The organism is Tomitella fengzijianii, assembly GCF_007559025.1.
GTDB lineage: Bacteria > Actinomycetota > Actinomycetes > Mycobacteriales > Mycobacteriaceae > Tomitella > Tomitella fengzijianii.
This window is the reverse complement of sequence record NZ_CP041765.1, coordinates 3,252,962-3,265,902: the sequence shown is the minus strand read 5'-3', so window position 1 is coordinate 3,265,902 and position 12,941 is coordinate 3,252,962. Positions and strand designations below refer to the sequence as shown.

13 protein-coding genes and 1 pseudogene are annotated in these 12,941 nt (G+C 72.1%); 6 read left to right on the top strand and 8 right to left on the bottom strand.

Going from position 1 to position 12,941, the window contains the following annotated elements; genetic code table 11:
* Nucleotide 1 precedes the first annotated feature (1 nt).
* Both FO059_RS14890 and FO059_RS14885 read left to right on the top strand, forming a co-directional pair.
* On the top strand, nt 2–973 hold the full coding sequence (locus tag FO059_RS14890; protein WP_143909774.1) for a diacylglycerol kinase family protein: 972 nt from the start codon (nt 2–4) through the stop codon (nt 971–973).
* Between the two features lie 74 nt (nt 974–1,047).
* Nucleotides 1,048–1,401 (top strand): GNAT family N-acetyltransferase, encoded by a 354-nt coding sequence (locus FO059_RS14885; protein ID WP_143909773.1) that lies wholly within the window; start codon nt 1,048–1,050, stop codon nt 1,399–1,401.
* Between the two features lie 70 nt (nt 1,402–1,471).
* Here the strand turns inward: FO059_RS14885 and FO059_RS14880 are convergent, their stop codons facing one another.
* Nucleotides 1,472–2,533: a putative acetyltransferase gene (locus FO059_RS14880; protein WP_143909772.1), complete on the bottom strand. Its 1,062-nt coding sequence runs from the start codon at nt 2,531–2,533 to the stop codon at nt 1,472–1,474.
* A 65-nt stretch (nt 2,534–2,598) separates the two neighbouring features.
* Complete coding sequence (locus FO059_RS14875; RefSeq protein WP_143909771.1) at nt 2,599–3,189, bottom strand: peptide deformylase; 591 nt, start codon at nt 3,187–3,189, stop codon at nt 2,599–2,601.
* 285 nt (nt 3,190–3,474) lie between these two features.
* Here FO059_RS14875 and FO059_RS14870 point away from each other — a divergent pair, with 285 nt between their 5' ends.
* From FO059_RS14870 to FO059_RS14855, 4 genes are all read left to right on the top strand, one after another.
* Nucleotides 3,475–3,783: a DUF3263 domain-containing protein gene (locus FO059_RS14870; RefSeq protein WP_143909770.1), complete on the top strand. Its 309-nt coding sequence runs from the start codon at nt 3,475–3,477 to the stop codon at nt 3,781–3,783.
* Between the two features lie 10 nt (nt 3,784–3,793).
* Nucleotides 3,794–4,405 carry a LytR C-terminal domain-containing protein gene (locus tag FO059_RS14865; protein ID WP_143909769.1) on the top strand — a complete coding sequence of 204 codons (612 nt, stop codon included), beginning with the start codon at nt 3,794–3,796 and terminating at the stop codon, nt 4,403–4,405.
* Nucleotides 4,406–4,529: 124 nt separating this feature from the next.
* Nucleotides 4,530–5,156, top strand: coding sequence for a hypothetical protein (locus FO059_RS14860; protein ID WP_143909768.1), 627 nt, complete (start codon nt 4,530–4,532; stop codon nt 5,154–5,156).
* A gap of 36 nt (nt 5,157–5,192) precedes the next feature.
* Nucleotides 5,193–6,317, top strand: coding sequence for a glutamate--cysteine ligase (locus tag FO059_RS14855; protein ID WP_143909767.1), 1,125 nt, complete (start codon nt 5,193–5,195; stop codon nt 6,315–6,317).
* Nucleotides 6,318–6,534: 217 nt separating this feature from the next.
* Here FO059_RS14855 and mnhG read toward each other — a convergent pair.
* The 6 genes and pseudogenes from mnhG to FO059_RS14825 form a co-directional block, all read right to left on the bottom strand.
* A pseudogene (mnhG, locus tag FO059_RS14850) lies at nt 6,535–6,852 on the bottom strand (monovalent cation/H(+) antiporter subunit G); the annotation flags it as partial.
* A complete protein-coding gene (locus FO059_RS14845) occupies nt 6,849–7,109 on the bottom strand; it encodes a monovalent cation/H+ antiporter complex subunit F (protein ID WP_143909765.1) in 261 nt (86 codons plus the stop codon). The pseudogene mnhG and the gene FO059_RS14845, both read right to left, overlap by 4 nt.
* Complete coding sequence (locus FO059_RS14840; protein WP_143909764.1) at nt 7,106–7,786, bottom strand: Na+/H+ antiporter subunit E; 681 nt, start codon at nt 7,784–7,786, stop codon at nt 7,106–7,108. Before FO059_RS14840 ends, FO059_RS14845 begins: the two co-directional genes overlap by 4 nt.
* Complete coding sequence (locus FO059_RS14835) at nt 7,783–9,531, bottom strand: Na+/H+ antiporter subunit D (protein ID WP_143909763.1); 1,749 nt, start codon at nt 9,529–9,531, stop codon at nt 7,783–7,785. The genes FO059_RS14840 and FO059_RS14835 overlap by 4 nt, the downstream gene beginning before the upstream one ends.
* Nucleotides 9,528–9,995: a Na(+)/H(+) antiporter subunit C gene (locus FO059_RS14830; RefSeq protein WP_143909762.1), complete on the bottom strand. Its 468-nt coding sequence runs from the start codon at nt 9,993–9,995 to the stop codon at nt 9,528–9,530. The genes FO059_RS14835 and FO059_RS14830 overlap by 4 nt, the downstream gene beginning before the upstream one ends.
* Nucleotides 9,992–12,817 (bottom strand): Na+/H+ antiporter subunit A, encoded by a 2,826-nt coding sequence (locus FO059_RS14825; RefSeq protein ID WP_143909761.1) that lies wholly within the window; start codon nt 12,815–12,817, stop codon nt 9,992–9,994. Before FO059_RS14825 ends, FO059_RS14830 begins: the two co-directional genes overlap by 4 nt.
* Nucleotides 12,818–12,941 lie beyond the last annotated feature (124 nt).

Sequence of the window (12,941 nt, the reverse complement as noted above, 5' to 3'; positions counted from 1 at the left end):
GATGCTCACGAATCCGTACTCGGGACACGGCAGGGCGCGCGACATCGCCGAGAGTGCGGGGCGGCGCCTGCGCGAGTCGGGCGCGTCGATCACCGAACTGATCGGCGACGACGCGGACGACGCGCTCCGGCTCGCGCGCAAGGCGGTCGCGGAGCGTCCCGCCGCGCTGGTGGCCACCGGCGGCGACGGGCTGATCGGCATCGCGCTGCAGGCCGTGGCGGAGAGCGGTGTGCCGTTGGGGGTCATCCCCGCAGGCACGGGAAACGACCATGCGCGCGAGTACGGCATTCCCATCGGAGATCCGGAGGCCGCGGCCGACGTCATCATCGCGGGCACCGCCATGGACGTCGACCTGGGCCACGTCCGGGTGGCGGACGGCCGCGAGTACTGGTTCGGCACGGTGCTCGCCACCGGATTCGATTCCCTCGTCAGCGACCGCACCAACCGCATGACCTGGCCGCACGGACGCATGCGCTACAACCTGGCGATCCTCGCGGAGTTCCTCAACCTGCGGCCGCTCCCGTTCCGCCTGGTCCTCGACGCCCCCGGGGGCGAATCGGGCGCCGACGGTGCGCAGTCCGGGCGGCGGGAGCCGGACGGCGGCCGGATCATCGACGAGGATGTGGTGCTCGCCGCGGTGGGCAACACCCGCAGCTACGGCGGCGGCATGCTCATCTGCCCGGACGCCGACCCGTCCGACGGGCTCCTGGACCTCACCGTCATCCGCTACATTCCGCGGCGCACGTTGGTGCGGCTGTTCCCCACCGTGTTCCGCGGGACGCACGTGCGCCGACCGGAGGTCATCACCACGCGCGCACGCCGCATCGAGATCTCCTCACCCGGCATCAACGCATACGCGGACGGCGACAATCTGGGGCCGCTTCCTGCGGCGATCACCGCGGTGCCGCGGGCACTGCGGCTGCTTGTCCCGGCGGCGAGGGCGGCGCTGACGCAGGACTCAGCCGAATCATGACCGACTCTCAGGTTTCGGTGCTAGAACGGTCGTGAGTGCGGCAACGCGCTCGTCGACCCACACCGGGAGGTGCGATGAACGCGAACGACACGGCGGCCGGTCCTGGTATCGGGACGCCCGCCCTGGGCCTGGTCGAGAACACCGCGCAGGACCGCTTCGAGCTGTGGGTGGGGGATGAGCTCATCGGCATCCTCGGCTACACGGTGGAGACGCCGGGGAAGGCCGCCGGCACGGCCGGTGCCGGCACGCAGGTCGCCTTCATGCACACCGTGATCATGGAGGACCACTGGCGGCGCGGCCTGGCGGCCGAACTCGTGGAGTTCGCGATGACGGCCGCCCGTGACCGCGGATGGCGCGTGCGCCCGGTGTGCACCTACGTGCAGCGCTTCCTCGCGAAGAACCCGGACTTCAAACGCATCACCGTGTGACGCGGCGCCCGGGGCGGCACGCGGACCGCAGCCGGTGCCGGAGGCGCAGTTGCCGCCCGATCCCGCCCTATCAGGGGACGGCGTGCAACCGGACGAATCGGCACCGGTGGTGATCGGCGAACCCCACCGCGCGCATGGACGCCTCGTCGAATCCGCGCGCACGCCCGCGCCGCCCTCCCACGGTGGCGGAGTCTCCGGGCGCATCACCCGCGGCATCGAGCACCGCGAGAACCGCCCCGGTCGCACCCGCGGCGGCCGCCCAGCGGCACAAGGCCTGGACCGCCGCCCCCACGCTCGCGGTCCTGGCTGCTTCCGCGTGCGCATCGTCGCCGCGCGGAAGTTCCGCCGGTTCGGCCGTGAGGACCGCCCACAGCCGGCCGTCCGCGCCCTCGGAAAGCCGGGCCACCGCATCCGCGGAGTGTCCCGGGGCGTCGAGAGGCACGCGGGCCCGCCCACGATGCGGTTCCGCCTCCGCAGCGCCGTCGGCTGCCGGTTCCTCCGATGGCGGAGTCGGACTGCTCAGCGGCAGCGCCGCAGTGAGGACCAGATGCTCGCCGAAGCTCCGCCAGTGACCCGGCGGTCGCACGAGTCGGTCCGGCAGGCGCAGGGTCGTCTGCATGCCGCGACCGGAGAACCACGCGTCGAGCGCGCGGAGCGTGGGCGCGTCCAGCAGGTCATGGAAGAAGTCGCCCTCCGGCATCGACGGATCCGCCAGGGGCGCCGCCGCGCCTGCGGCCAGGGGATCGGCCCCGCCGAGCTCCTCCGGGCCGGCGGCGTCCGCACCGTCCGCACCGTCCGCACCGTCCGCACCGGCCGGGCCGCCGGTCCGGGCGACCCAGCCGGCCACCCACGCGGTATCGGCGTCGCCCCGCGCCTGCGCGATCGCCACCTCGAGCGCGCGGATCGACGAGGTCCGCACCGGCCGCGGCGGCACCGACTTGAGCACCACCACGCGGCCGGGCTCCACCGCCACCTCGGAACCATCCGCCGTGCGCACCCGCACCAGCGGTGTGAGCCCTGTCAGCGTGCCCAGGGCGTCGCTCTGCGAGGGCACCGATCCCGGGGCGCGCCGGTAGCGCAGCACCACGCGGGATCCGACTGCCGGCGTCGGGTGCCTGCCTGTGGGGCCCATGCGTCACCGCCTCCCGTGGGTGCGGACCCGGCCGTCGGGTACCGGAAACGTGTGCGGTCGGGTCGTCAGTCGTCGTAGCCGAACGGGTCGTCGCCCTCCCCGGGGGTCCAGCTGTTGCCCGGCGCGCCCCACCCGTTCTGCTTGAGCATCTTCTTCGCCGCGCGCTTGTTGCGGCCGATCAGCGAGTCCAGGTAGAGGTATCCGTCCAGGTGGCCCACCTCGTGTTGCAGGCACCGGGCGAAGAATCCGGTCCCCTCCACCGCGATCGGCTCGCCCGCGGCATCGGTGCCGGTGACCCGCGCCCAGTCGGCCCGCCCCGTGGGGTACTGCTCGCCGGGGACGGACAGGCATCCCTCCACGTCCTCGTCCTCGTCGGGCATGGTCTCGGGGATCTCGGAGGTCTCGAGCACCGGGTTGACCACCTCGCCTCGGCGCCGCTCGGCGCCCCGGGGGGAACGCTCGTCGGGGCAGTCGTAGACGAACACCCGCAGGTCGACGCCCACCTGGTTGGCGGCGAGGCCGACGCCGTTGGCCGCGTCCATCGTGTCGTACAGGTCGCGGATCAGCTCGGCGATGTCGGCCGGGTCGCCGGCGAAAGGCTTCGTCGGCTGATGCAGAACGGGGTCGCCGACGATGCGGATGGGAAGGATTGCCATGGTCATACAGGATAGTGCGCGCCCGTGGCGGGCCTGCCGCGGCCTGACAGCAGCGGCGCGCGCCGACCCTGCGCACCCGAAGAGGCGTGATGCCCGCCACGACACGGCCGCGCCGTCGCCCTGCACGTCCACTGCGGTGCCGGGCGCCCGTGGTTCAATGGCCGCAGGAATCACAGGGCTGTCATTCCTGACCGGGTACGTTCCTGAACGGGTCGGCCCCAGGGTGGTGCCGGGCATGCGTTCGGTACGGCGCGGGGCCGCGAGAAACGGGGAGTCGAGGAGACGATGGACGGCGCAGCAGCGCGAGAGACGACCGGCGACGACGCGCACCAGCCGGAGGACGGGCTGACCCGCCGCGAGCGCGACATCCTGGCATTCGAGCGTCAATGGTGGAAGTTCGCCGGGGCCAAGGAAGAGGCCATCAAGGAGACTTTCGGCCTGTCCGCGACCCGGTACTACCAGGTTCTCAATGCCCTGGTGGACCGTCCGGAGGCGCTTGCTGCGGACCCTTTGCTGGTCAAACGACTGAGGCGCCTGCGCGCCAGTCGGCAGAAGGCCCGTGCGGCCCGCCGCCTCGGAATCACCATCACCTAAACTCGCTGCGGTGAGTACCCCTTCCCCCGAGCCGTCGGGACTTCCGCTGCGGGCACTGGCGATGGTGCTGCTGTCCGCGGCGATCGTGTTCGCCGGTCTCGGGTTCATCAGCATGTCCGGCTCAGACGCGGACGCCGCCGCATCGGGATCGTCGTCGCCGACCACCACAGCGCAGGGAGGCTCCGGCGGGACGGCGCGGGCGGCGGATGCGTCGCGGCAGACGCAGAGCGCCACAGGCACGACCGCTCCGACGGGGGCCGGGGACACCGGGTCCGCCGCCGCCACGAGCACGCGGCCCCCGGCGACGACGGGCGCGGCCGGGTCGGTCGGCGACGCGGAGGCCAAGCGGACGCCGGTGCGGGTCTACAACAACAGCACGGTCGAGGGCCTCGCCGGCGATACCGCCAGCACGCTGGAATCCGACGGATGGTCCATTGCCCACGTGGGCAACTACAACGACGGCGAGGTGCCGACGAGCGCCGTCTATTACGGCGACGGCCCGGGTGAGAAGGCGGCGGCGCAGAAGGTGGGGGCGGAGCTGGGGCTGCCGGTGCAGCCGCGCTTCGACGGCATCATGACCGCCTCGCCCGGGGTGATCGTGATCGTCACCGCCGACAATTGAGGCACCACGGCAGCGGTCCGGATCAGCACGCCGACGCCGGGTCGCGGAGGCCGGGACGCACCTCTGTCCCACGCGGTGAGCACGCCTGATTATGCTCAGGACACAACTTCGAGGAGGCCGACCCATGACCAACCGTTCGCACAGCCACCTTCGGCGCAGCCCGTGGCTGGTGGCGCCGGCCATCGCGGTGGCGGCTGTCGCGCTGACGGCGTGCAGCAACAGCGAGACGTCCGCCCCGGCGGACGCCACCTATGAGCTTCCGGCCGTGTTCACGGGCGCGCCGGACCCGAGCGCGGTGGACGGGGCGACGGCCGGCACCCACAACGCCGAGGCGGGCACCGACGGCGAGAAGAAGGCCCCGGTGGCGTACGGGTTCACCGCGTCGCTGAAGAACTCCGCGGGCGACGAGGTCGGCACCGTCCAGCTGGGCGACAAGCAGGGCGGACTCACCGTCAACGTCGAGGTGGACGACAGCAGCCTGCAGGCCGGCATCTACAAGGTGGGCGTGACCGACAACGGTGCGTGCGTGGCGGCGGACCAGTTCCAGTCGGCGGGGCAGCTCCGCAGCCTCGGCGGCGGCGAGGGCGGCACCACGCTGACGCTGCCGATCTCCGACGCCGGAAACGGGACCCTCGACACCACCATCCCGGGAGTCCAGGTGGAGCAGCTCGCGGCCGGCCAGGGCAGCGCGGTGCTCGTGATGTCCGCCGACGACACCCGGGTGAGCTGCGGCGTCGTCGAGGGCCGCTGACCGGGTCCCCGATCGAGCAGTTTCCGGGCGCCGGACGTGTCCATCGCCTTCGCCGGGTCGCCGCGGCCGACCATCGGGGTCGAGTGGGAGCTCGCCCTGGTGGACCGCCGCACCCGCAACCTGCGCAATGACGCCGAACGGTTGCTCGCGACGGTGCGCCGCGAGCAGCCGTCGCAGGCTGCGCGGCTGCACGGCGAGCTGCTGCGCAACACGGTCGAGCTCGTCACCGGCGTGTGCGCCGACGTCGGCGAGGCGATGGCCGACCTGCGTGAGGGGTTGACCGCGGTGCGGGCCGAGTCCGAGCGGATGGACATCGACCTCATCTCCGCCGGCACCCACCCGTTCGCCCGCTGGGACGTCCAGCAGCTCACCGGCGGCGAGCGCTACCGCGAACTGATCGAGCGCACGCAGTGGTGGGGCCGGCAGATGCTCATCTGGGGCGTGCACGTGCACGTCGGCGTCTCATCGCAGCACAAGGTGTTCCCCATCCTCGGCGCCCTGTTGCTGCAGTACCCGCACCTGCTGGCGCTGTCCGCGTCGTCGCCCGTGTGGTCCGGGCACGACACCGGCTACGCCTCCAACCGGGCGATGATGTTCCAGCAGCTCCCCACGGCAGGGCTGCCCTTCCACTTCGACGACTGGTCCGGCTACGAGGGTTTCGTCCGCGACCAGCTGGCCACGGGCGTCATCGACGACATCACCGAGGTCCGCTGGGACATCCGCCCGGCGCCGCACCTGGGCACCATCGAGGTGCGTGTGTGCGACGGGGTGCCCACCTTCGCCGAGCTGCAGGCGATCGTCGCGCTGATCCAATGCCTGGTGGTGGACCTGGACCGGCGGCTCGAGGACGGCCGGACGCTGCCCGCGCTGCCGCCCTGGCACGTGCAGGAGAACAAGTGGCGCGCCGCCCGGTACGGATTGGACGCGGAGGTGATCGTCGACGCCGACAACGCGGAACGGCCCGTCACCGAAGACCTCGACGACATCCTCACCCGGCTGGAACCGGTAGCGCAGCGGCTGGGGTGCGCCGCCGAACTCGCAGGCGTGGCCGAGATCCCCCGGCGCGGTGCCTCGTACCAGCGGCAGCGCCGGGTGCAGGAGAGTTCCGGGGGCGACCTGTGGGCGGTGGTGGACTCGCTGACCCGGGAGCTTCGGCCCTGAGGGGGAAGCCGCGCCGCCGGTTCTGGCACGCGCGGGCGCGGACCGGTCAGGTCCTGCCTCCGCCGTCCCCGGCCCCGCCGTCGGCGTCCTCGGCGTCCCCGGCCCCGCCGTCGGCGTCCCCGGCCCCGCCGTCGGCGTCCTCGGCGTCTTCGGCGTCATCGTCATCGACATCGTCATCGTCGTCCAGCTTCTCGTCCACCACGGCGGGCTCCGCGGGCATCTCGTCGCGCGTCATGAGGTCGACGCGCAGCCCGCGCTCGCGGTAGGCGGAGCGGCCCACCAGGTGGGCGAACACGGGCGAGACGATGACGGTGAACAGCCCGGCCAGAACCAGCATGCCCACGTCGACGCTGCCGCGCAGCCTGATCCCCGCGCCCACGAGCACCAGGAGCAGGCCCAGCACCTGGGTCTTGGTGCTGGGGTGCATGCGGCTCACGGTGTCCGGGAAGCGGACCAGCCCGATGGCGGCGGTCAGCGCGAACAACGAGCCCAGCAGCACCAGAATCGCGGCGGCCCAATCCAGCGCGGCGTTCATTCGCGATCACGCCTGCGGAAACGGGGCACGGAGATCGAACCGATGAACCCGAGCAGCGCGAGCGCCACCAGCGCGGCGAGCACCGAGGAATCGACGCTGTAGGCGGCCCAGGCCCCCATCCCGGACATGCACACCGACGCCGCCATCTCGGTGGCGACCAGCCGGTCGAGGGTGCTCGGCCCGGCGATGAGGCGGTACACGGCCAGCAGCGCGGCCGCGACCAGCGCGCAGCCGGCCAGTATCCACACGACGTTCATCGGCGCGGCCTCCACTCGTCGTCGCCGGGACGGCCCTGTGTGCCGCCCGGTTCCCGCGCACCGCCGGCGGCGGGGTGATCCGTGGGCACCACGCGGGGCGTGGGGCGGCGGACCCGCTCCTGCCAGTCGCCCTCCCGCTCGAACGCCCTGATGAACATGCGCTCGAGCCGTGCCACGTTGGCGTAGAAGCGGTCGACCTTGGCGGCGCTGTGCGCGTCCAGCACGTGGATGTAGAGCACGCGTGCGCGGCGGTCGACCTCCAGGACGATGGTGCCGGGGACGACGTTGATCGCGTCCACGAGCAGGCCCAGCACCAGGTCGGAGCGGACGGACACGTGCGCGCGCAGGATGGCGGTCATCGGCGGCGGGCCGGGCCGGATGGACAGCCACGCCACCTCCATGGAGGACACGACCAGTTCGAAGGCCACGCGCAGCACCAGCGTGATCGCGGACAGCGGGTGCAGCCGCCCTTCCACGGGCAGCTGCGGAAGGGGCGCGAGGATGAGGATCGCCAGCGAGACGGCCACGCCGCCGAGCACGTTCGCGGCCGTGACCTCCCCCCACAGCAGCACCCACACGAACGTCAGCCAGACGATGACCCACAGCCGGATCAGCACGTCGCGCGCCGTCAGCGGCGTGCGCAGGCGGCGGGCGAGTGACTCCGCGAACTGGCTCATCGTCCGTCCTCCGTGGGGGCGCCGTGCCGCGGATGGCCGCCGGGGGGGTCGGACGGCGCGTCGGACCGCGGGCCGCCCGCGGTGGACGGCTGCGACGACGAAGCGTCGGACAACCCGGTGTGCTCGGCGGGCCCGCTCGCCTCGGGAAGCTCCGCGGCCGCCTGCGGCCCCAGCACGGTGCCCACGTACACCGAGCGGTCGAGCAGGTTGCCGGCCGCGCGCTCGGTGTAGCCGATCAGCGGGCCGGCCACCACGGTGAGCACGATACCGACGAGCACGAGCGCCGCCGTCGACCCGACCATCAGCGTGGGCATCCTGCCCACGTCGCGGCGTTCGGCCAGTGCGACGTCGCCGACGTCGTCGAGCAGCACCGCCGGGCGCGCCGCCACCATGTCGCCCTCGGGGGCGTCGTCCCGCGAGCGCCAGAACGCCTTGGTCCACACCCGCATGACCGCGTACAGCGTGAGCAGGCTGGTGACCACGGCACCCGCCACCAGCACCCACGCGAGCGGGGTCCCTACCTCCACGCCCGCCTCCAGCAGCGTCACCTTGCCGATGAACCCGGAGAACGGCGGGATGCCGCCCAGGTTCAGCGCCGGGAGCAGGTAGAGCGCCGCCAGCACGGGGCTTGCCGCGGCGAGGCTGCCGAGCCTGCGCAGCGACGCGGAGCCGGCCTGCCGTTCGATCAGCCCCACCACGAGGAAGAGCGCGGTCTGCACGACGATGTGGTGCGCGACGTAGTAGATGGCGCCCGCGAGCCCCAGCCGGGTGGACAGGCCGATGCCGAAGATCATGTAGCCGATGTGGCTGACGAGGGTGAACGAGAACAACCGCTTGACGTCGGTCTGCGCGATGGCGCCGAAGATGCCGAACAGCATCGTGGCCAGGCCGGCGACGAGCAGGACGTTGTCGAGCGAGCCGCCCGGGAACAGCAGCGTCTGGGCGCGGATGATCGCGTAGACGCCCACCTTGGTGAGCAGGCCGGCGAACACCGCGGTGATGGGCGCGGGGGCGGTGGGGTAGGAGTCCGGCAGCCACGACGACAGCGGGAACACGGCGGCCTTGATGCCGAACGCCACGAGGAACACGGCGAAGATGGCGATGCGCACGCCCTCCGGCACCGCGCTGAGCCGCACCGCGAGCTGTGCCAGGTTGAGCGTGCCGGTGGCGGCGTAGGTGAACGCGATGCCCGCGAGGAACACCAGCGACGACAGCATCGACACCATCACGTAGGTGACGCCGGCGTGCACCCGGTCCGAGCTGGCGCCCAGGGTCAGCAGCACGAAGCTGGAGGCGAGCAGGACCTCGAACCCCACGTACAGGTTGAACAGGTCGCCGGCGAGGAACGCGTTGGAGATCCCCGCCGCCATCACCAGGTACGTGGGCTGGAAGATCGACACCGGCTGGTGCTCGTCGCCGTCGCGGATGCCCTGGCCCACCGCGTAGACCATCACCGCGAGCAGGACGACGTAGGCGATGACCAGCATCAAAGCCGAGAGCCTGTCGCTGACCAGCGTGATTCCGATCGGCGCCGGCCAGCCGCCCACCTGGACGGCGGTGATGCCGTTGCGGTCGGCCAGGACCAGCAGCGCGCCGGCCACGGCGGTGCCCAGGGCGAGCACGATGATGCTGAGGATGCGCTGGAGGCGCGGGTGACGGCCGAGCGTCATGGTGGCCGCGGCCCCGAGGAAGGGCAGGAGCACCGGCAACGGGATGAGCCATTCGATGGCGGCGACCTCCGTCATGGCTCCTCGCTCGCGTTGGCGGGGCCGAACTGGTCGCCCGCGCGGGTGATCCGCCCGGTGGCGGGGTCAGCGGTGCGGTCGCGATGCGGGGACTCGTCCTCACTGCGCAGGCCCACCTTGGTGTCCTCCGGGTCGTCCTCGACGTCGTCGTCGGTGCTGGTGGCGGTGAACGCGCGGTAGGCGAGCCCCAGCACGAAGGCGGCGAGCCCCATCGAGATGACGATGGCGGTGAGGATCATCGCCTGCGCGAGCGGATCCGCGTCGGTGTCGTAGATGCGGCCGTCGCTGCCGATGATGGGTGCGTCGCCGGCGCCGCCGCCGGCGAGCACCAGCAGCAGGTTGATGCCGTTGCCGCCCAGAATCATGCCCAGCAGCATCTTGACGATGGAGCGTTCCATCAGAAGGTAGACGCCGCAGGACACGAGCACGGCGACCACCACGAGCAGGCCGATGTCGACGGTCACTGCAGTTTCACCTCCGCCCGCGAGTCCAGCTGCGCGCCGAGGCTGCGCAGGATGTCGAGGGTCATGCCGACCACGATCAGGTAGACCCCGGCGTCGAAGAACAGCGCGGTGACGAGCTTGACGTGGCCGATGACGGGCAGCGTCACCTCCAGGATCGCCGAGGACAGGACCGGGGCACCCATCAGCAGCGACACGGCGGCAGTGCCCGTGGCCAGCAGGAAACCGACCCCGAGGATCTTGCCCGCGTCGATGGGCAGCGCCTCGCCGATCTCGTAGCGCCCGCCCGCCAGGTAGCGCAGGGTGAGGGCGAGCCCGGCCGTGAGGCCCCCGGCGAAACCGCCGCCCGGGTGGTTGTGGCCGGCGAAGAAGAAGTACACCGACAGCACCATCACGGTGGGGAAGACCAGCCGGGTGGTCATCTCCAGGACCAGCGAGCGGGTGCGCGGGTCGGAGATGCGGCTGCCGACCAGCCGCAACGACCGGGTCACCGGGCCGTTGCGCAGCTCCTCGGGCGCGTCGGAGACGCGCAGCGCGCCGCCCAGGCGGTGGTGCCGGAACACGAGGCTGGCGACGCCGGTCGCCACGACGAGCAGCACCGAGATCTCGCCGAGGGTGTCCCACGCGCGGATGTCGACCAGCAGCACGTTGACGACGTTCTTCCCGCCGCCGCCGTCGTAGGCGGCGTCGGGCATCGCGTCGGAGATGGGCTGCGCCGTCCGCGATCCGATGGCGTAGGCGCCGAGGAGGGCGACGGTGGTCCCCACCAGGGCGGACAGTGCGATGCGGGCCGACCGGAGCCGGAACATCCGGCGCGTCGGCACCGGAGCGGAAGCCTCGGCGGGCAGCTTGCGCAGCACCAGGACGAACACCACCAGCAGCAGCGTCTCGACGAGGAACTGGGTGAGGGCCAGGTCGGGGGCGCCGTGCAGCGCGAAGATCATCGCCATGCCGTAGCCGGTGAAGCCCACCATGAGCACGGCCGCCAGCCGGTTGCGCAGGACGGTGGTCGCCACGGCCGGGCCGATCATCAGGGCGCCGATCGCGAGCTTCCAGGGCGAGTCCCACCCGGCGGCCTGCACCTCGGGGACGCCGAACAGGAGCAGCGTCGCGGACGGCAGCACCACGAACGTCGCCAGGATCACGGCCTGCGTGATGGGCAGCGAACCGCGCTGCACCGTGCCGGTCATCCGCAGCGAGATCCGGTCGGCCAGGCGCAGCGCGCCCTCGTAGACGCGGTCCGCGTTGCCCAGCGGGGGCTTGTCCGGGCCCCACCGCTTGAGCGTGGAGCGGGCCGCGAACATCGCGACGCCCCCGGCGATCACGACGATCGTCAGCCACACCGGCAGCGTCATCCCGTGCCACAGGGCCAGATGGTAGGGATGCGGGCCCCCTCCGGGGAGGGTGTCCGCGTAGGGGGCCAGAAGCGCGTCGATCCAACCCGACGCGAACCCGGCGGCCAGCCCCGCGGCGGCGAGCAGGGCGGGCGCGGCCAGCAGCGCGGCGCCGGGGGCGTGCATCCCGGCCACGGCGCGGGTGGGGGCGCGGCCCTTGCCGGCGAACGCGCCCACCAGGAAGCGCACCGAGTACGCGACGGTGAAGATCGAGCCGACGGTCATGCCGGTGAGCAGCACGATGGCCGCGGCCGGCGCGTGGTCGAGCGCCTCGAACGCCGCCTCCTTGCCGACGAATCCTATGAACGGGGGCACGCCCGCCATGCTCGCCGTGGCCGCGACCGCCATGATTGCGAGTCCGGGGTGCGCGCGGCCCAGCCCGGCGAGCTCGCGCATGTCGCGCGTGCCGGTGGCGTGGTCGATGGCGCCGACCACCATGAACAGTGACGACTTGAACAGCGCGTGCGCCACCACCACCGCCATGCCCGCCAGCGCGGCATCGCGGGAGCCCACGCCCACCAGCGTCACCATGAAGCCGAGCTGGCTGACGGTGCCGAAGGCCAGCACCAGCTTGAGGTCGTACTCGCGCAGCGAGCGCCACCCGGCGAGGATCATCGTGACCAGACCCAGCGTGAGCACCAGCGGGCGCCAGTACGGGGTGGTGGCGAAGGCGGGGGCCAGGCGGGCGATCAGGAAGATGCCGGCCTTGACCATGGCGGCCGCGTGCAGGTAGGCGCTGACGGGGGTGGGCGCAGCCATCGCGCCGGGCAGCCAGAAGTGGAACGGCACGATGGCCGACTTGCTCAGCGCGCCGATGAGCAGCAGGACGACGGCGATGTTCACCACGACGCCCGACGGCGGGTCCGCGATGATCTCGGAGAGGAGGAAGGTGCCCGCCTGGTGTCCCAGCGCCACGATCCCCACGAGCATTGCCAGGCCGCCGGCCGTGGTGACCAGCAGCGCCTTGGTGGCGGCCTGCCGGCTGGTGGCGCGCTCCGCGTAGTGCCCCACCAGCAGGAACGACAGGACCGTCGTGATCTCCCAGAAGATGTAGAGCAGCAGCATGTTGTCGCTGAGCACCAGGCCCAGCATGGCACCGCCGAACGCCGTGAGTTCGGCGGCGAACAACCCCAGGCGCGGTTCCGTGTCATGGAAGTAGCGCGCGCAGTACACCAGTACCAGCGCACCCACACCCAGCACGAGGACGGTGAGGATCTGCGCCAGCGCGTCGTAGCGCAGCGTGAAGTTCATCGACAGCTGCGGAATCCACTGGGCGTCGACCGTGGCCGCGGAATCCCACGCGGTGGCCGCCCACACCGTGCCGGCGGCGGGTACCGCCGCGAGGGCGTAGAACGCGTTGCGGCCCCAGGTCCGCACAAGGAGGGGAGCACTGGCCGCCGCGATGAGATACGCGACGAGCAGTGTGATCATCCAGTGCTCCGACTGTTGATGCGGACGAGGGCTCGGATTGATCTTAGTGGAACGCTTCCGTGCTGCTCGACAGCGCGGTACGGGGCCTGTGGACAACCTCTCGCGCGTGCTGCGGACGCGTGTT